15 protein-coding genes are annotated in these 16,833 nt (G+C 66.2%); 4 read left to right on the forward strand and 11 right to left on the reverse strand.

The features are described from left to right. Nucleotides 1-2: 2 nt before the first annotated feature. From R2C4_RS00760 to R2C4_RS00780, 5 genes are all read right to left on the reverse strand, one after another. Nucleotides 3-926 (reverse strand): ABC transporter ATP-binding protein, encoded by a 924-nt coding sequence (locus R2C4_RS00760; RefSeq protein WP_141889154.1) that lies wholly within the window; start codon nt 924-926, stop codon nt 3-5. Further along, nucleotides 923-1,903, reverse strand: a complete 981-nt coding sequence (locus R2C4_RS00765; RefSeq protein WP_141889155.1) for an ABC transporter ATP-binding protein — start codon at nt 1,901-1,903, stop codon at nt 923-925. Before R2C4_RS00765 ends, R2C4_RS00760 begins: the two co-directional genes overlap by 4 nt. Further along, nucleotides 1,900-2,757, reverse strand: a complete 858-nt coding sequence (locus R2C4_RS00770; protein WP_141889156.1) for an ABC transporter permease — start codon at nt 2,755-2,757, stop codon at nt 1,900-1,902. The genes R2C4_RS00765 and R2C4_RS00770 overlap by 4 nt, the downstream gene beginning before the upstream one ends. 14 nt (nt 2,758-2,771) lie before the next feature. Beyond that, on the reverse strand, nt 2,772-3,710 hold the full coding sequence (locus R2C4_RS00775; RefSeq protein ID WP_141889157.1) for an ABC transporter permease: 939 nt from the start codon (nt 3,708-3,710) through the stop codon (nt 2,772-2,774). A gap of 111 nt (nt 3,711-3,821) precedes the next feature. Beyond that, entirely contained in the window at nt 3,822-5,384 is a 1,563-nt protein-coding gene (locus R2C4_RS00780; RefSeq protein ID WP_141889158.1) for an ABC transporter substrate-binding protein, read from the reverse strand. Nucleotides 5,385-5,613: 229 nt separating this feature from the next. Between R2C4_RS00780 and R2C4_RS00785 the strand changes: the two genes are divergently transcribed. Then, nucleotides 5,614-6,417: a helix-turn-helix transcriptional regulator gene (locus R2C4_RS00785; protein WP_141889159.1), complete on the forward strand. Its 804-nt coding sequence runs from the start codon at nt 5,614-5,616 to the stop codon at nt 6,415-6,417. A gap of 96 nt (nt 6,418-6,513) precedes the next feature. On the opposite strand, the gene R2C4_RS00790 is transcribed toward R2C4_RS00785, so the two are convergent. From R2C4_RS00790 to R2C4_RS00795, 3 genes are all read right to left on the reverse strand, one after another. After that, entirely contained in the window at nt 6,514-8,211 is a 1,698-nt protein-coding gene (locus R2C4_RS00790; protein ID WP_141889160.1) for a Na/Pi cotransporter family protein, read from the reverse strand. A 438-nt stretch (nt 8,212-8,649) separates the two neighbouring features. Beyond that, nucleotides 8,650-8,862: a response regulator transcription factor gene (locus R2C4_RS21325; protein ID WP_244940696.1), complete on the reverse strand. Its 213-nt coding sequence runs from the start codon at nt 8,860-8,862 to the stop codon at nt 8,650-8,652. After that, entirely contained in the window at nt 8,805-9,446 is a 642-nt protein-coding gene (locus R2C4_RS00795) for a LuxR family transcriptional regulator (protein ID WP_244940697.1), read from the reverse strand. Before R2C4_RS00795 ends, R2C4_RS21325 begins: the two co-directional genes overlap by 58 nt. A gap of 96 nt (nt 9,447-9,542) precedes the next feature. Between R2C4_RS00795 and speB the strand changes: the two genes are divergently transcribed. Both speB and R2C4_RS00805 read left to right on the forward strand, forming a co-directional pair. Further along, a complete protein-coding gene (gene speB, locus R2C4_RS00800; RefSeq protein ID WP_141889161.1) occupies nt 9,543-10,514 on the forward strand; it encodes an agmatinase in 972 nt (323 codons plus the stop codon). Nucleotides 10,515-10,539: 25 nt separating this feature from the next. After that, entirely contained in the window at nt 10,540-11,625 is a 1,086-nt protein-coding gene (locus R2C4_RS00805; RefSeq protein ID WP_141889162.1) for an extracellular solute-binding protein, read from the forward strand. A gap of 73 nt (nt 11,626-11,698) precedes the next feature. Here the strand turns inward: R2C4_RS00805 and R2C4_RS00810 are convergent, their stop codons facing one another. Next, a complete protein-coding gene (locus R2C4_RS00810) occupies nt 11,699-12,907 on the reverse strand; it encodes a mandelate racemase/muconate lactonizing enzyme family protein (protein ID WP_141889163.1) in 1,209 nt (402 codons plus the stop codon). Nucleotides 12,908-12,920: 13 nt separating this feature from the next. Continuing rightward, nucleotides 12,921-14,579: a GMC family oxidoreductase gene (locus R2C4_RS00815; protein ID WP_141889164.1), complete on the reverse strand. Its 1,659-nt coding sequence runs from the start codon at nt 14,577-14,579 to the stop codon at nt 12,921-12,923. A 104-nt stretch (nt 14,580-14,683) separates the two neighbouring features. Between R2C4_RS00815 and R2C4_RS00820 the strand changes: the two genes are divergently transcribed. After that, nucleotides 14,684-15,574, forward strand: coding sequence for a LysR substrate-binding domain-containing protein (locus R2C4_RS00820; protein ID WP_141889165.1), 891 nt, complete (start codon nt 14,684-14,686; stop codon nt 15,572-15,574). Between the two features lie 56 nt (nt 15,575-15,630). Here the strand turns inward: R2C4_RS00820 and R2C4_RS00825 are convergent, their stop codons facing one another. Then, complete coding sequence (locus R2C4_RS00825; protein ID WP_141889166.1) at nt 15,631-16,746, reverse strand: cystathionine gamma-lyase; 1,116 nt, start codon at nt 16,744-16,746, stop codon at nt 15,631-15,633. Between the last annotated feature and the right edge of the window lie 87 nt (nt 16,747-16,833).

Below are 16,833 nucleotides of genomic sequence, written 5' to 3' on the forward strand. Positions count from 1 at the left end.
TTTCAGCCGAGGGGGGCGAGGCAGCGCAGGCCGTGGCCGTTTTCGACCTCCCATTGCGGGGTTTGACTGCAGACCTCCTGCGCAAACGGGCAGCGCTCGCGGAACTCGCAGCCCTTGGGGCGGCGCAGCAGGCTGGGCGGTTCGCCTTTCAGCGCGATGCGCTCCAGCCTGGCGTCGGGATCGGGTTCCGGGTTGGCCGACAGCAGGCAGCGGGTGTAGGGGTGGCGCGGGTGCTTGAAGATCGCCTCTGTCGTGCCTTCTTCGACCAGGCGGCCCAAATACATGATGCCCATCCGGTCCGCGACATGGCGCACGACGTTAAGGTTGTGGGTGATGATCACCATCGCCAGCCCCAGCCGTTCGCGCAGGTCGTTCATCAGGTTCAGCAGTTCGCCTTGCACCGACACGTCCAAACCTGCGGTGGGTTCGTCCGCGAGGATCAGCTTGGGCTCCAGCGCCAGCGCGCGGGCGACGCCCACCCGCCGCGCCTGCCCGCCCGACAACTGGTAAGGATAGCGGTCTGCGAAATGCGCAGGCAGGTTCACCATCTCCAGAAGGCGCTTGGCCTCGGCGTCCAGATCGCGGTCCTTCATGCCCTGGATGCGGTAGGGTTCGGTGATCAGGCTCCGGATCGTGAGGCGCGGCGACAGCGAGCCGACCGGATCCTGGAACATCATCGCGATGTCCTTGCGCAAGGGGCGCATTTCCCGCTCCGAGGCGCCGCGGATTTCCCGCCCCTCGAATTTGACGGAACCCTCCTGCGCCGGTGCCAGACCGGCAATCGCGCGGATCACCGTGGTCTTGCCGGAGCCGCTCTCACCTACCAGCGCATAAGTTTCGCCCGGCTCAACGGTGAAACTGACACCGGCCAGCACATTGACCTGGCCATAACTGGTCCTGAGGTCTTTGACGTCCAGCAGGCTCATTCTGCGGCCTCCTTGTGGTTCAGCCAGCAGGCGGCGTGGTGGCCGTCTTTCAGTTGTGTCAGCGGCGGCACCTCAGCGGCGCAGCGCGGCATCGCTTGGTTGCAGCGGTCGCGGAAGATGCAGCCGCCGGGCAGGTTGGCCAGGTCCGGCACCTCGCCCGGGATGGTGGGCAGGACGCGGGCGCGTTCCTTGATGTGGCCCGGGTCGCAGTCGATCAGGCGGCGGGTGTAGGGGTGCTTGGGATCGTGGAAGATCTCGCGCACCTCGCCGCTTTCGACCAGGGCGCCCGCATACATCACCACCACCCGGTCGCAGAGTTCTGCAATCACCCCTAGGTGGTGCGAGATGAACAGGATGGCGCAGTTGAACTGCTGCTGCAGTTCCTGCAGGCGCTCGATGATCTGCACCTCCAGCGTGGCATCCAGCGCCGTGGTCGGCTCATCCGCGATCAGCAGGTCCGGTTCCGACATCAGCGCCATGGCGATGGCGATGCGCTGGCGCATACCGCCCGAGAATTCATGCGGGAACTGGTCGAGACGCGCCTCAGGGTCCGGGATGCCGACGGCACCCAGCATCTGCGCAGCGCGGGCGCGCTTTTCGGCCCTGGACGCCTTGGAGCGGTGCTGAATGTCCAGCATCTGCTGGCCGATGGACAGCACCGGGTTGTGGGTCTGCATCGGGTCCTGGAACACGATGGAAATATCGGCGCCGCGCAAGGCCCGCATCTTGCGCTCCGGCAGTTGCAGCAGGTCTTCGCCCTTGAAGCGCACCTCGCCCTGGCGGAACCGGGTGTTCGGCGCGGTCAGCCGCAGAATGGACGAGATCAGGGTGGACTTGCCGCAGCCCGATTCACCGACGATCCCGACAATCTCGCCCTTGCGGACGTCAAAGGAGATATCGCGTAAAGCGCGCAGGTCGCCGCGGGCGGTCTCATAATCGACGCTGAGGCGGTCGATCTCCAGCAGGGTGTCGCTCATCGCTGTTTCCTCAGTTTCGGGTCAACCACATCGCGCAAGGACTCGCCCAGGAAGGTGAAGCCCAGCGTTGCCAGGATGATCGGCAGCCCGCCGCCCACCACCAGCCAGGGGGTCTGGCGGATCAGCGAATAGCCGTCTTTCAGCAGCGCGCCCCAGCTGGGAGTGGGCGGTTTCACCCCGAGGCCGAGGAAGGACAGCCCGGCCTCCAGCGCGATCACGGTGGGAATGTCCATCGCCGCCAGCACCGCCAGCACGCCGATAATATTGGGCAGCATGTGCACGCCCAGGATACGCGCCATGCTGGCCCCCATGGAGCGTTCGGCCAGAATGAACTCTGAATTGCGCAGGGTGAGTGTCTGGGTCCGCGCCACCCGGCCATATGTCGGGATCGAGGTTGCCATCACCACGAACACCACCGTCTGCAGGCTCGGCCCCACCAGCGCCACCACCGCCAGCGCGAACATCACGGTCGGGAAGGAGCGTATGGTGTCAAAGAGGAGCATCAGGAAATTGTCGAGCCACTTCGGCCCGTAGCCCGCGATCATGCCCAGCGTCAGGCCGATGGCCATGGCGCCGAAGACCGCGGGCAGCGCCACTTTCAGCGCCACCTGGCCGCCCATGATGACGCGCGAAAAGGTATCGCGGCCCAACTGGTCGGTGCCCAGCAGGTAAGTTGCGGACGGCTCTTGCAGGCGGTCCTTGATGTTCATCGCCACCGGATCGTAAGGAACAATCCAGACGGCAAAGACGGCACAGAACACGATGGTGCCGACAATGATCAGACCCATCAGCCCCAGCGGGTCGCGGGCGACACCATGGATGATCTGGCCCAGTTCGGAACGGGATTTTGCCATATCTCACGCCCTCCTTAAGTTGCCGTGCGGGCGCGGGGATCGAGCCAGGCGTTGATCAGATCGGCCAGCGCGGTGGACGCCACGAACAGGCCGGTCGAGATCAGCACCGATCCCATCACGATCGGGTAGTTGCGGGTGGTGATGCTGTCGATCACCAGCTTGCCCAGGCCGGGGCGGGCAAAGACGATCTCGGCAAAGACGGCGGAGCTGAGCAGGAATCCCATGCCGACGCCGATCACTGTGACCACCGGCAGGATGGCGATGCGCAGCGCATAGACCACCACCACGCGGCGCTCGCTGATGCCAAAGGCGCGGGCGGTTCGGATGTGGCTTTCGCCCATCACCTCCAGCATCGAGGCGCGCACCAGCCGGGCGATGTATCCGACCCAGCTGAGGCCGATGGCAAAGGCCGGCAGCACCAGATGGTCCAGGCGGCCCCAGAAGCCTTCGCCCGCGCCAATGGCCGGGAACCACTGCAGGTGCACCGCGAAGATCAGAAGGGACAGCAGCGCGACCACAAAGGCGGGCGCGGCCACGAAACTGACAGAGATGGCGGCGGCGATGCGGTCGATCAGCGTGTTGGGATGCGCCGCGGCATAGGCGCCCAGGCCGATGCCCAGCAGCGCCGACCACAGGATCGAGGCAAAGATCAGCGCCAGCGTGTGCGGCAGCTGATCGAACACAATCGCCGTCACCGAGCGGCCCGAGAACACGTCGATCCCCAGATCGCCCCGCATCAGGTTGCCATAGAAGATCAGCAGCTGTTTCCAGACCGGCTGGTCCAGCGCCAGTTCCGCCGTCAGCCGCGCCTGCAGCTCTGGCGTGGCGCGCGGGCCCAGCATGATCTGGACCGGATCGCCGGGCACCGCGCGGATCATCAGGAACATGACAGTGACCGCCACGATCAGGATCAGCAGTGCCAGCCCGAACCGCCGGATTGCATAGAGTAACATGGCCGCATGGCTCCCTTGGTTTCGCGGTGCGGAGGAAAACGGCACGGCTGCGCCGCATATTGCAGCCGTGCCAGATCAGGCCCGGGGGGAGGACCGGGCCTGAGGGGAGGATCAGGCCTTGCCGAAGTAGCGCAGCAGCGCCAGCCCGTCGGGCCGCAGCGCCGGCACCACACCCGCCGAGTGGACCACCGGCGTCGCCTCATGGGTCAGGAAGCGGTAGGCGCCGCTCTCCTCCATCAGGTCCTGTGCGCGCCGGTACATCTCATCCCGCTTGGCCGGATCGGTCAGCTGCGCGGCCTCGGCGTGGATCTTGTCGAATTCCGGGCTGCTGAACTGTTCCCAGTTCCAGTGGCCCACCTGCTCGGTGGTGAACCAGGAGGTCGCGTAGTAGGGATCCGGGGTCATCGAATAGCGGTTCAGCACCAGCTGCAGGTCCTCATTGTCGGCACTGGCCCAGAAGGCCCCGGATTCCAGCACGTTGACCTCTACCGTGATGCCGATCTGCGCCAGCGTCGCCTGGATCACCTGCGCCGCGGTGGTGAAGGTGGTCTTGTTCAGCGTGTCGAGCTTCAGGGTGACGTTGGCTTCACCCGATTGCGCCAGCAGGTCCGCGGCTTTGGCGAAATCCGCCTGCGGCGGCACCAGCGATTGCGGACGGTGGCCCGCCAGGCCCGGTGCAATAATGCCGGTCGAGGGCTCCGCGGCGCCGAAATAGGCAGCCTCCAGGACCGAGGGCACGTCGATGGCGTGCTGAATCGCCTGGCGCAGTTTCGGGTTCTGCAGCTTGGGGTGATCCAGGTTCATGCCGAGCCAGGTGTAATACAGCGACGGGTATTCCAGCAGCGTGCCGCCGTTCGGCACCCCATCGCGGTAACGCTGAACCGAGCCGAGCGACACGCGGGTAAAGTCCAGCTCCCCGGCTTCAAAGGCGATCTCGGCGGTGTTCTCATCGTCGATCGGCAGGATCTCGATGGTGTCCCAGGCGGGCGCCTCGCCCTTCCAGTCCGGGTTGCGCTTCAGGACGGTCTTTTCCTTGGGCGACCAGCTTGCGCGCAGGTAAGGGCCGGATTCCGCCAGCGGATCGGTGGTTGCCTTGCCGCCCGCAGCCTCCCAGGCCTTTTTCGACACGATGTTGCCGGTGATATAGGGCAGCGCGATGGACCACAGCGGTGCGAAGGGCTCCTTCAGCACGATGGTGCCTTCGCGCTCGCCGGTCACCTCGACATGGCTCAGCGGACCCATGTCGGGTTTGTTGGGGCTGTCGGTGGCCTCATCCACGATCCGTTCAAAGCTGAACTTCACGTCCTCGGCGGTCATTGCGCCGAAGCCGCCCGTAAAGCCGATGTCGTCGCGCAGCGCGAACTTGATGTGGGTCTCGTCGCCCTGCTCGATCATCGCGGCGGCATCCATCTGCCAGTCCCATTCGCGGCCCGGCTTGTACTGGATCAGCTTGTTGTAGATCGCGGCGTGGATCTCCTCGTCGATCACGCCCTTGGAAAACGCCGGGTCGATGCTTTGCATGTCGCCGTAGGAGCGCACCCGCAGGGTGCCGCCCTCCGCCGCCAGCGCGCGGCTGCCCAGGCCGGCCGGCAAGACGGCTGCCGCCCCCAGCGCCGTGGCCCCTTTCAGAAATCCGCGGCGCCCCAGTGCCGTCTTGGTCCATTCGATCTTCATGGTGTCCTCCCTTGGATCAGATCTTTGAAGCCCGCCGGCAGGGGGCTTCCCCGGCCGCTCTGTCTGCCGCCTGCCCGCTCCAGCCCTCCCGGCCGGCCAAGCGGATTTCCAAACCCCGCGCGGCTTGCTTTCAGAAACGCCGGTTTCGCCGGATTCAAAACTGTGCAAACATGCGCGGATTGACGCGGAATGATCTGCACCCGCGTCAGAACGCGAAGGAAACTGACCCTTGTCCGGCAATTTTTCTGAAAACCTGCGCTCTCTCTGCGCCGAGCATGGCAGCATCGCGCAGATCTGCCGCGAGATCGGCCTCAACCGCCAGCAATTCAACCGCTACCTCAGCGGCAGCAGCCTGCCTTCCGCGCACAACCTGCGCCGGATCGCCCGCTACTTTGCGATCCCGGAATCGCAGCTGTTCGCCGCCAGCGCGGATTTCGAGGCCCGCCTTGCCGAAGCCGCCGGTCCCGCCCCGCACAGCCCGGGCGAGGAATTCCTGGCTCCCTTTCGCGGCCAGCAGCGCAATTTGAAACGCTACCTGGGCTTCTACCACGCCTATTTCCACACCCCCTCCTGGGGCGAAGGCATCTTTTGCGCGCTGGCCCGGTTCATTGAAAAGGACGGGCTGATCCTGTCCCGCTCACTGGAAGTCGCTCATGATCCGGAACAGAGCATCCGGCAGATCTCGCGCTACCGGGGGCTGGTGGCGATGCGCGGCAACCGTCTGTTCATCACCGAGCACGAGCGCGCCCATGAGGGCAGCGTGGCGCAGACTATCCTGTTCTCGGCCCACCGCCAGCAGCTGAAGTACCTGCGCGGCATGACCATGGGGCTGGCCTGGCGGCCGTTTCCCCGCCCCTATGCGGCGCGGACAATCTGGAAGCGGCTGGACGAACGGGTCTCGGCGCGCGAGGCGATTGCGGCCTGCGGCGTTTACCCGGTGCGCAGCCCGCGGATCGACCCGACCGTGCGGAACTATCTGGAAACCCCGGACAAGGAGGATCTTCCGGATTTGTCCGGCAGCGTGCTTCTCTGAAGGGTCCGGGTCAGAAGGTGCCGCTGCGGGCCGGGCAGAACTTTTCCGCAAAAGGTTTGGCAAAGTCCCGGGTCAAGGCATCTTGTCCCGATGCGGTCAGCGGGCGGGTTCCTCCAAACCTTCATCGTTCTGATCAGGCAGATCCTCGATCAGCCGCGTCTCCAGCAGCTGGCCGTTGCGGTAGAGCACCGGATAGGCCACCGCGGCGATGTGGCTGTTGAACTCGCGCAGGGCGCGCAGGGTCTCCAGGTGGATGTCGGAGGTGTCGAAACTCTCCCGCCCGCCGCTCTGCAGCCGCCGCAGGTGGCGCTTGCGGCTGTCGCGCTCCATCCGCTTCAGCTCGGTCTTCTCCAGGCTCAGAAGCCGCGCGCTCTCCAGGTCATCGGAAATCAGCACGTTGGAGGCCAGCTGCAGATTGGCCAGGATCGCCTCATGCATGCGGGTGATCTCCAGCCAGCCGTCGCGGGAAAACCGCAGCTCCTTCTTGCGCATCTCCCCGGCCAGCACCGTCAGGCGGCGGGCCACCACATCGCCCGCGGTCTCCAGCCGGATGGCGTATTCCATCAGGCTGCGGGCGGTCTTCAGCTGGTCCTTGCTGAACGCCTCCGCCGGGATCGCCGCGACATACTGGCGGATGCCGGCGAGGCAGGCGTTCACCTCCGCGTCCATCTGCTGCACCGCGCGGATCTGCTCCTTGCTGCCGCTCTCGTACAGTTCCAGCACCGGGCGGAACATGGCGCCAACCTGATCTGCCATCCGCAACAGCTCGCGGGTGAGGTTGCCCACCGCCTGCGCGGGCGCGCCGTAGCGGCCCTGCTTCAGCGCGCTGACCGGCCGCCCCGGCGGCTGCGCCGGGGGCGCCGCCGGATCCGGGAACAGCCGCGCAAAGACACCGCCCAGCGGCGTGCAGAGCGGCAGCGCCAGCAGCAGCAGCGCGGCGTTGAAGGCGAGATGCGCGCTGACCAGCATCTGGCCGCCCTGCGGATCGCCGAGCCAGCCCTGGCGCAGCGCCAGATTGGCGCCGAACAGGCAGATCACCGCCCAGGTGCCGCGCAGGGCGAGGTTGGCATAGGGAATGCGCCGCGCCTGCAGGTCCATGCCGCGGCTGAGCCAGACCGGAATGAAGGCGGAGCCGAAATTCGCCCCCAAGACCAGCGACAGCCCGGCGGCAAAGGGGAGCGCGCCGATCTGCACCAGGGTGACGCACATCAGGATCGCCGCAACGCTGGAATGCATCACGAAGGCCAGCGCGCCGCCGACCAGGAAGGCGGTGATATAGTCGCGCGCCAGATAGCCTGCGATGGCGGGCAGAAAGGCGCTGTCGCGGATCGGATCCATCGCCTCGCGCAGAAACCTGAGCGATATCAGGATGAAGGCCACCCCCATCAGGATCCGCCCCAGCTGGCGCGCCTTCTTGGCCTCGGTCTTGACGAACAGGTAGCCGCCTGCCGCCAAGAGCATGGGCACCAGCCAGTCGAGCTTGAACGACAGGATCTGGATGATCAGCGCCGAGCCGAGATCGCCGCCCAGCACAATCGCCAGCCCGGTGGGGAAGGCGAGGTAGCCGCTGGCGGCAAACCCCGACGCAAGCAGCGCCACCGCCGCCGAGCTTTGCAGCACGATGGCGAGGGTCAGCCCCATCATGCCGGCCTGCAGATGGCTCTGCCGCCCGGTCAGCAGCCGCTGGAACGAGGCGCCATAGCTGCGCTCGATCCCGGTGCGCACCATCCGCACCGCGTAAAGCAGCAGCATCGTCGCGCCCGCGAGGCTGATCAGAAAGGTCAGGATCGCCATTACGTTACTCTTTGACCTGCGCCAGCAGTGCGGGTGGCGTTTCCGGCGGCCCGCGGGCAGCGCTCAGTGTGGTACGGGGACATCGGCATCGTTTTTGGCGCCCTTCTTGTGTTTTTCTGCCCGGTGAACCGCAGGGGGGAGGGCTGGGCTGCCTGCGGCGGCAAGGGTACCGGAGGCGGTGCCTGCACCGGGTTAATCCGCCGCCAGACCGCAGCAGCCCCGCGGGCGCTGGCCCTTCCTGCTTATCGGGCAGATTTCGCGAATCTGTGGGTTTGGTCAACAGGAAAATTGGAAACTGACCGGATGTGTGCTGATGGTTCCGCTAACCCGCACAGATTCCCGTCAAAACGTCAGACGTCCTGACCGGCTTTGAATGCGCGTATTGAAGCGTGCAACGCACCGTCTGCGGCCGCCGGCACAGCACCCCTTCCAAGGGCACTACCCTGCCGCCAGATGCCGGGTCGCCATCGAAAACAGTTCAGCCTGCGAGGAGATCCCCAGCTTGGAGTAGGCATGATGGCGGTGGACCTTGACCGTGCCCTCGGCGATGCCCAAGTAGGCCGCAGCCGAAGGGGTCGAGTGCCCTTGCAGGATCAGCTGCACAACCTCCTGCTCGCGCGGGCTGAGGACGCCGGCGCCAAAGGTCTGCATCCGGTCTTCCCAGCCGTCCTGCGGCCCCCCTGCACCGCGGTCTCCGCCTGCCCCCACTGCCGCCGGACCGCGGCGGTGATCACCTTGAACACCGCGTTCAGCCGGTCCGTGTCCGCGGGTTCGAACCGCTGCTGGCGGGCAAAACGGGCCAGCGAGACGATGAACCAGCGCTCCGGCCCGTCCTGCACGAGAACGCCGATTTCGTCGCTGATATTTATCTTGCGGTAAAAGGCGCGGTAGTATTCCGAGCGGTAAAAGGCCTCTGGCGCCAGATCCAACAGCCGGTAGGCGCCCGGCGCGCAGCCATTGCGGCAGGCCTGATACAGCGGATCCAGCAGGTAGGGGCCGCTGGCGTAGAATTCCACCGTGATCGCCGCCTGCAGCTCATCCAGATCCTGATACAGCGACACCGGCGGCCGCGCGCCGTCATACCGCGAGATGATCATCGAGTCGAAACTGCAGCATTGGCCAAGGATCTGCCGCAGCGCGCCGGGAAAACGCTCGGTGCCGGCCGTCCCGGCCAGGGCGGCCATCGCATCCGCCCATGAAGAAGGCAGCGGCGGGTATCTGGTTTCTGTGCTCATCTACACCTAAGGATATACATCTATTGCTGAGTTTACCGGCATAAGCGCACAATTCAAACTGGGCTCACTCAGATTTTCAATGTGACGGAGCCTTAGATGTCCAATACCTCCAGCGTGAACCCCGTGCAGGGCGACCTGGCCTTTACCCGCGAGAGCGACCGCGGGGTGGTTGCCGAGGCCAGCTATGCCGGTGCGCTCAGCTTCATGCGCCGCCGCTATACCCGCGACCTCAGCGGCGCGGATGTTGCGGTGATGGGCGTGCCGTTTGACCTGTCGGTGTCCAGCCGCTCCGGCACCCGGCTGGGACCGCGGGCGGTGCGCTCGGGGTCCAGCCATATCGCCTGGTCGAAACCCTGGCCGTGGGAGGCCGACCCCTATGAGGCGCTGCGGGTGGTCGATTACGGCGATTGCGAGTTCGACTATGGCTATCCGCACAAGGTGCCTGCGCAGATCGCCCAGGCGGCGCGGGATGTGCTGGCCACGGATACCGCGCTGCTGTCGATCGGCGGCGACCACTTCATCACCTATCCGCTGCTCAAGGCGCACGCGGAGAAGCACGGGCCGCTGAGCCTGATCCAGTTCGACGCCCATTCCGACACCTGGGCGGACGAGGAAGGCCGCATCGACCACGGCACCATGCTGTGGCACGCGATCCGCGAGGGGCTGGTGGATCCGGCCCGGTCTGTCCAGGTCGGCATCCGCACCCACAACCCCGATCCGATGGGGATGAACATCATCGACGCCATCGAGGTGCAGAAGACAGGGCCGGAAGCGGTGGCGCAGAAGATCCGCGGCATTGTTGGCGCTCACAAGACCTATGTCACCTTCGACATCGACGCGCTGGAACCGGCCTCTGCCCCCGGCACCGGCACGCCTGTTATCGGCGGCCTCAGCCCCTATCAGGCGCAGGAGATCCTCCGCGGCCTGGCGGGCATTGATGTGGCGGGCATGGACGTGGTGGAGGTCGCCCCGGCCTATGACATCTCCGAAATCACCGCCATCGCGGCGGCCACCATCGCCAACGACCTGCTCTGCCTCTACGCTGCCGGACCTTCCGGCCAGCGCTGAGGCAGCGCGCAACAGGGAGGAAACAATGATCAATAACACTATCATGACTGCAACCTTGCTGGCCGCCGCCCTGGCGGCGCCAGCCTCTGCCGGCGATCTGGCGATCTACAACTGGGCGGACTATTTCGGCGAAACCACCATTTCCGGGTATGAGGCCGCCACCGGCGCCAAGGTGACGCTGGATTACTTCGACAGCAACGAGGTGCTGGAGACCAAGATGCTGGCAGGCGGCTCAGGTTATGACGTGGTCTTCCCTGCCGCCTCCAACGCCGAACGGCAGCTGCAGGCGGGGGCGCTGCATCCGATTGACCCCTCGCGGCTGGCAAACTACGGCAACCTGCGACCGGAGATCCTGGCCTCGCTCGATCAGGTGCCGGGCGGGCGCGAACTGGGCGTGCCGTACACCTGGGGCACCATCGGCCTTGCCTACAACGCGGCGCAGGCCGCTGACCGGCTGGGGGAGTTGCCTGCCGCCAGCTGGGACCTGCTGTTCAACCCGGACTATGCCTCCAAGCTGAAGGACTGCGGCATCGCTGTGCTCGATTCGCCGGTTGAGATGCTGGCGGTCACCCTGAACTATCTTGGCGCCGACCCCTATACCGAGGACAAGGCAGAGATCGCCCGGGCGCAGGACCTGCTTGCCGCGGCGGCGCAGAACATCAGCTATTTCAGCAACCAGAAGCCCGCCACCGATCTGCCGGTCGGCAACCTGTGCCTGGCGGTGATGTATTCCGGCGACGCAGGGCTTGCCCAGGCCCGCGCGATGGAGGCCGGAAACGGCGTCGAAATCCGCTACGCGATCCCCAAGGAGGGCACGCTGATGTGGATCGACCTGATGGCGATCCCGAAAGATGCCGCCAATCCGGATGCGGCCTATGCGTTCATCGACTACATGCTGCGGCCCGAGGTGATAGCCGAGGTGTCCAACACCGTTTTCTTTGCCAATGCCAACTCCGCAGCGGACGCGCATGTGCTGCCGGAGATCCTGTCCGATCCGGGGATCTACCCCGACGCGGCCACCCTGGCCCGCCTGTTCCCGGACAAAAGCCTGGGCGGCAAGGCTCTGCGCCAGCGCACCCGCGCCTGGACCAAGGTGAAATCCGGGATCTGAACCAGGCGGGGGCCGCCCGGCGGCCCTCCCTGTCCCGGTCCGGGCGCCGCGTGCAGCGGGACATGCGCCGCGCTTACGGAACCACCGGCTCCTGCGCCAGCTCCAGATGCAGCTTGCTGCCGGTATAGGGGCTGGCGGCGATGGCCGCGTCGTCCAGCTCCACCCCCAGGCCCGGTTCGCGGGAGGGGATCACATAACCGTCCTCCCAGGTGATCGCGGATTTGAGGCAGGACATATAGGGGCCTTCGAAGGTGCCGATGCTTTCGAGGATCAGGAAATTCGGGCTGCAGGTTGCGATCTGGATGTTCGCCGCCGCCACCACGGGCCCGCAATAAAGATGCGGCGCGATCTGAGCCTGCCGCGTCTCAGCCATGGAGGCGATCTTTTTGGCTTCCAAGAGGCCGCCGACCCGCCCCAGATCCATCTGCAGGATCGAGGCCGCCCCGGCCTCCAGCACGCGGGCGAACTCATGCTTGGTGCAAAGCCGCTCGCCGGTGGAGACCGGAATAGAGGTAAACCGCGCCACCTCCGCCATATCGGCGGGGTTCTCCGGCGGCACCGGTTCCTCGAACCACAACGGCTCATAGGGTTCCAGCCGCCGCGCCAGCCGCTTGGCACCGGAGACGGTGAACTGCCCATGGGTGCCGAACAAGAGGTCCGCGCGGGTGCCGACCGCCTCGCGGATGCGTTTGACGAACATCTCGCTGCGCTCCAGATCCTCCAGCCGCGGCTGGTGGCCGTCATAGATGGTATAGGGGCCTGCGGGATCGAACTTCACCGCGGTGAAACCTTTCTCCACTTGTATCAGGGCCGCCTCCGCCGCCAGATCGGGGTCGTTGTAGACGTTGGGCGTGTCCGGGTCCGGGTACACGTCGCCCTCAGCCGGGTACAAATAGGTGTAGCTGCGCAGCCGCTCATGCACCTGGCCGCCCATCAGCTCATAGACCGGTTTGCCCGCGGCCTTGCCGATGATGTCCCAGCAGGCCATTTCCAGACCGCTTAAGACCCCCATCACCGTCACGTCGGGCCGCATGGTATAGCCCGCGCCATAGGATTTGCGCCACAGCTTCTCGATATGGTGCGGATCGCAGCCTTCAAACTGGCGGGCAAACATCTCCTCAGCCATCGCGCAGCACAAGTCCGGGCCGAAGGTCGCGTTATAAATCTCTCCCACGCCGGTGATGCCGCAGGCGGTGGTCAGGCGCACAAAGATGAAATAGCGCCCGCCGTGGCGCGGCGGCGGGTTGCCGAACACAAAGGTTTCGATGGTGTCGAGTTTCATCTGTGCATCCCTGTCATTCAGCCGCCAAGGCCCTGTCTTCATTGTCGTCCAGCACCATCTGCGCCCCGCGCGCGGCCAGCATCATCGCGGGCGCGTTGGTGTTGCCGGAGGTCACATTCGGAAAGGCCGAGGCGTCAATCACCCGCAGCCCCGCCATCCCATGCACCCTGAGCCGCGCATCCAGCACCGAATCCGCCGCAGTATGCCCCATCCGGCAGGTGCAGGAGGCATGAAACACGCTGCCTGCGTGCTCGCGGAAGTTTTCCAGCAGCGCCGCATCATCCATGTGCAGGATATCCGGATCGCGCCGCTCCCGCGTCACCCGTTCGATGGCGGGGGTGGCGGCCAGCGCCTGCAGAAGGCGGCTGGCACGCACCGCTGTGACCTTGTCCTCCTCCGCCGACAGCGAATTCGGCTCGATCAGCGGCGCCTGCGCAGGGTCAGCGGAGCGGATAGTGATCTGCCCGCGGCTGACCGGGCGGCTTGGCTGCACGCACAGAAGGAAGCCGTTGTCCCGGTCGATCTGCGGCTTGCCGTTTGCCTGCGTCGAATAAGACGCCGGGTTGCAGTAGACCTGAACATCCGGCAGCGCCGCGCCCGCGGTGCGGACAAAGCCGCTGCACTGGTTGACCGGCACGCTCAGCGGGCCCTTGCGGGTCAGCACGTATTGCAGCCCGGCCTTCACCTGCCCGGCGAAACTGCCGAGCCTGCTGTTCAGCGTCGCGGTATTGGCCCAGAAGTAATGCGACACCGCCAGATGGTCCTGCAGCCCCTGCCCCACCTGCGGCAGGTCATGCTTCACCGCGATCCCATGCCGCTGCAGCAGCGCCGCCGGTCCGATCCCCGACAGCTGCAGCAGCTGCGGAGAGTTCACCGCGCCCGCGCTCAGGATCACCTCCCGCGCTGCCGCGGCCAGCTGCGTCTGGCCCTTCACCCGGTAGGCCACGCCAGTGGCGCGCCCGCCCGCGGTCAGCACCTTTTCCACCAGCGCGCCGCTGACCACCGTCAGGTTGCCGCGCTTCATCGCGGGCCGCAGGAACGCATCCGCCGAGGACCAGCGCCGCCCGGCCTTCACCGTGCTGCGGACATACCCCAGGCCCTCGCCGGACAGGGTGTTGGCCCCGGCATCCGCCGCGGCGTTCATGTCCTGAAGAACCGGCCAGCCCATGTCCTGCCCGGCGGCGAGGAAGTTGCGGGCAAAGGGATGCATCCGCTCGCTGAGGTCGGTGACCCGCACCGGCCCCGTCCCGCGCAGCCGGCGGCGGCCCGCGTGCCACTCGTCGGTGCTCTCCAGCGCGTCATAGCTGGCGCGCACAGCCTCCCAGCCCCAGCCCGCGGCGCCCGCAGCCTCCCAATCGTCGAAATCATGCGGCAGCCCGCGCACATAGGCCATCGCGTTGATGGAGCTGGAGCCGCCCAGCACCTTGCCCCGCGGCCAATACGCCGCGCGCCCGTTCAGCCCTGGATCCGCCGCAGCCGAATAGCGCCAGTTCACCTTGGGATCCGAGAAGGTAAATCCGTACCCCACCGGGATCCTGATCCAGACCCGCCGGTCGGTGCCGCCCGCCTCGATCAGCAGCACCTTGTGGCGGCCGCCGGCCGTCAGCCTGTCCGCCAGCACACAGCCTGCCGAGCCGGCCCCGACGATGATGAAGTCAAATGTTCGCGCCATGGCCAGCCCGCATTCTGTGTCGTGCAAAGACCTTGCACAGCGCCTCAGGCGCAAATCAAACAATGTGTTTTGCCCCTAAGGGGTAATTCTGCTTAAAGGTATGCATGATCACCCTGCCCCATGTCACCTGGCTCAAAGCCTTTGAGGCCGCCGCGCGGCTCAGCAGTTTTTCCGCCGCGGCGGCAGAGCTGGGGCTGACCCCCGCCGCCGTCAGCCAGCAGATCCGGCTCTTGGAACAGCACCTGAACACCCGGCTGTTCAAACGCCTGCCCCGCGGCGTCGCGCTGACCGACACCGGCCAGGCCTATGCCCAGCCGATCCGCAAATCCTTTGACGATATGCAGCGCGCCACCACCGGCCTGTTCAGCAGCAAGCGCAAGCGCGTGGTGCGGCTGCGCGCGACGATCTCTTGCGCCGCCCTGGTGATCGCGCCGCAGCTGGCCCGGTTTCGGGCCGAACACCCGGACATCTTCGTGCAGCTCTCCACCACGGTCTGGGCCAGCCGCTTTGACGAGGAGGCGCTGGACATCGACATCCGCTATGGCTCCGGCGACTGGCAGGAGGCGCAGATCCTGCATCTGGGCCACGAAAGCGCCATTCCGGTGTGCAGCCCGGCCTATGCCGCCGCCCTTGGCGGCGCGCCGTCCATTGAGGATCTGGCCCGCGCCGATGTGGTGCAGATCATCGGCTCCGAAACCGACTGGGGCCGCCTGGCGGATCTGCACGGGCTGACGCTGCAGGTCACCACTGACTGGCTCAAGGCCGATTCCTCGCTGCTGGCGCTGCAGACGGTGGCGGCAGGCCATGGGGTGACGATGGTGCTGGAAAGCTTTGCCAAGCAGTATCTGGACCAGGGGCTGGTCATCGCCCCCGCCGCCTTCAAGCTGCCGAAACGCCGCTCGCACTACTTGGTGATCAACGACCGCGCGGGCCAGCGGGAGGAGGTGAAGGCGGCCGCCAGCTGGCTGATGTCGCTGTATCAGGCGCTGACCTAAGACTGTTTTCCGCGCCTGTCCCCCAGCAGGGACAGCGGCGGGAAACTCTTGCGGCCCTAGCCCTGCAACGCCTCCAGCGAAGCTGCCATGGCGCTCCACAACTCCTCCGCCGGTTCGGTGCCGACGGAAATCCGCACAAACCCCGGCGCCACGGCATCGCCCCAGCGGGCGCGGCGCTCCGCCGAGGTGTGGACGCCGCCGAACGACGTAGCGGAGCGGATCAGCGGGCAGCTGTTGATGAAGGCATCGGCCTGGTCCGCGCTGCCCAGCGTGATCGACATCAGGAAGCCGAACCGCGCCATCTGCTGTTTCGCCAGCGCGTGCGATGGATCGGATTTCAGCCCCGGAAAGCGGATCTTTTGCACCCGCGGATGCGCGGCCAGCCGTTCGGCCAGCAGCTCGGCGGTGCTGCACATCCGGTCGAACCGCACGTCCAGCGTCTCCAGCCCGCGGTGCGCCAGCCAAGCCTCCTGCGGGCCGGGGATGCCGCCGCCGAACAGCCGCCACTCCCGCGCCGCCTGCAGCACGTCCTGGTTGCGCGTCGCCAGATGGCCCATCAGCACATCCGAATGGCCGCCCGGCGCCTTGGTGTCGGAGGCCACCACCACATCCGCGCCCAGCTCCAGCGGGCGCTGGCCCAGCGGGGTCATAGTGGTGTTGTCCACGATCAGCAGCCCGCCCGCCGCATGAACCGCCTCCGAAACCGCGCGCAGATCGCAGAGGTCCAGCCCGGGGTTGGACGGGGTTTCCGCAAAAACAACGTCAAACCCCTCAAATCCCCCTTCGGCGAAGCTGGCCGTCGGGCGCTGCTCCACCGCAACCCCCAAAGGCTGCAGGAAGCGTTCGCTGAGACGCCGGGTCACGTAATAGCCGTCCGACGGGATCAGGATCCGGGAGCCGGCCTTGACCGTTGCAAACAGCGATGCCGAGATCGCCGCCATGCCGGAGGGGAAGGCCAGCGCCGGCGCATCCTCCAGATACCCCAGCACGTGCTCCAGATGCTCCCAGGTGGCGTTGTCCGCGCGGCCATAGCTGGGGCCGCCGTTCCAGTCGCCCGGCAGGTGGTACATCGAGCTTTGCGTCAGCGGCAGCGCCACCGGATCGCCCTCGGACAGCGTATTGCCGCGCAGGTGCAGCATGGCTCCGGGTTTGGGGGCGGTGGGGTTTTCCATGTGCGGGCGCCTTTCCTGATATCGGGTTTCAGGATTGATAACCAGCCAGCAGGGAAAAGCAAATCGGGAGCAGCGGAACGGGGGAGT

The sequence above is a fragment of the Leisingera aquaemixtae genome (assembly GCF_006740765.1).
Taxonomy (GTDB): Bacteria; Pseudomonadota; Alphaproteobacteria; order Rhodobacterales; family Rhodobacteraceae; genus Leisingera; species Leisingera aquaemixtae.

Bases quoted from the DNA above. Each gene is read 5' to 3' on its own strand.
- R2C4_RS00760 (WP_141889154.1), bottom strand. From the start codon at position 926: ATGAGCCTGCTGGACGTCAAAGACCTCAGGACCAGTTATGGCCAGGTC.
- R2C4_RS00765 (WP_141889155.1), bottom strand. From the start codon at position 1,903: ATGAGCGACACCCTGCTGGAGATCGACCGCCTCAGCGTCGATTATGAG.
- R2C4_RS00770 (WP_141889156.1), bottom strand. From the start codon at position 2,757: ATGGCAAAATCCCGTTCCGAACTGGGCCAGATCATCCATGGTGTCGCC.
- R2C4_RS00775 (WP_141889157.1), bottom strand. From the start codon at position 3,710: ATGTTACTCTATGCAATCCGGCGGTTCGGGCTGGCACTGCTGATCCTG.
- R2C4_RS00780 (WP_141889158.1), bottom strand. From the start codon at position 5,384: ATGAAGATCGAATGGACCAAGACGGCACTGGGGCGCCGCGGATTTCTG.
- R2C4_RS00790 (WP_141889160.1), bottom strand. From the start codon at position 8,211: ATGGCGATCCTGACCTTTCTGATCAGCCTCGCGGGCGCGACGATGCTG.
- R2C4_RS21325 (WP_244940696.1), bottom strand. From the start codon at position 8,862: ATGCAGACCTTTGGCGCCGGCGTCCTCAGCCCGCGCGAGCAGGAGGTT.
- R2C4_RS00795 (WP_244940697.1), bottom strand. From the start codon at position 9,446: ATGAGCACAGAAACCAGATACCCGCCGCTGCCTTCTTCATGGGCGGAT.
- speB (WP_141889161.1), top strand. From the start codon at position 9,543: ATGTCCAATACCTCCAGCGTGAACCCCGTGCAGGGCGACCTGGCCTTT.
- R2C4_RS00805 (WP_141889162.1), top strand. From the start codon at position 10,540: ATGATCAATAACACTATCATGACTGCAACCTTGCTGGCCGCCGCCCTG.
- R2C4_RS00810 (WP_141889163.1), bottom strand. From the start codon at position 12,907: ATGAAACTCGACACCATCGAAACCTTTGTGTTCGGCAACCCGCCGCCG.
- R2C4_RS00815 (WP_141889164.1), bottom strand. From the start codon at position 14,579: ATGGCGCGAACATTTGACTTCATCATCGTCGGGGCCGGCTCGGCAGGC.
- R2C4_RS00820 (WP_141889165.1), top strand. From the start codon at position 14,684: ATGATCACCCTGCCCCATGTCACCTGGCTCAAAGCCTTTGAGGCCGCC.
- R2C4_RS00825 (WP_141889166.1), bottom strand. From the start codon at position 16,746: ATGGAAAACCCCACCGCCCCCAAACCCGGAGCCATGCTGCACCTGCGC.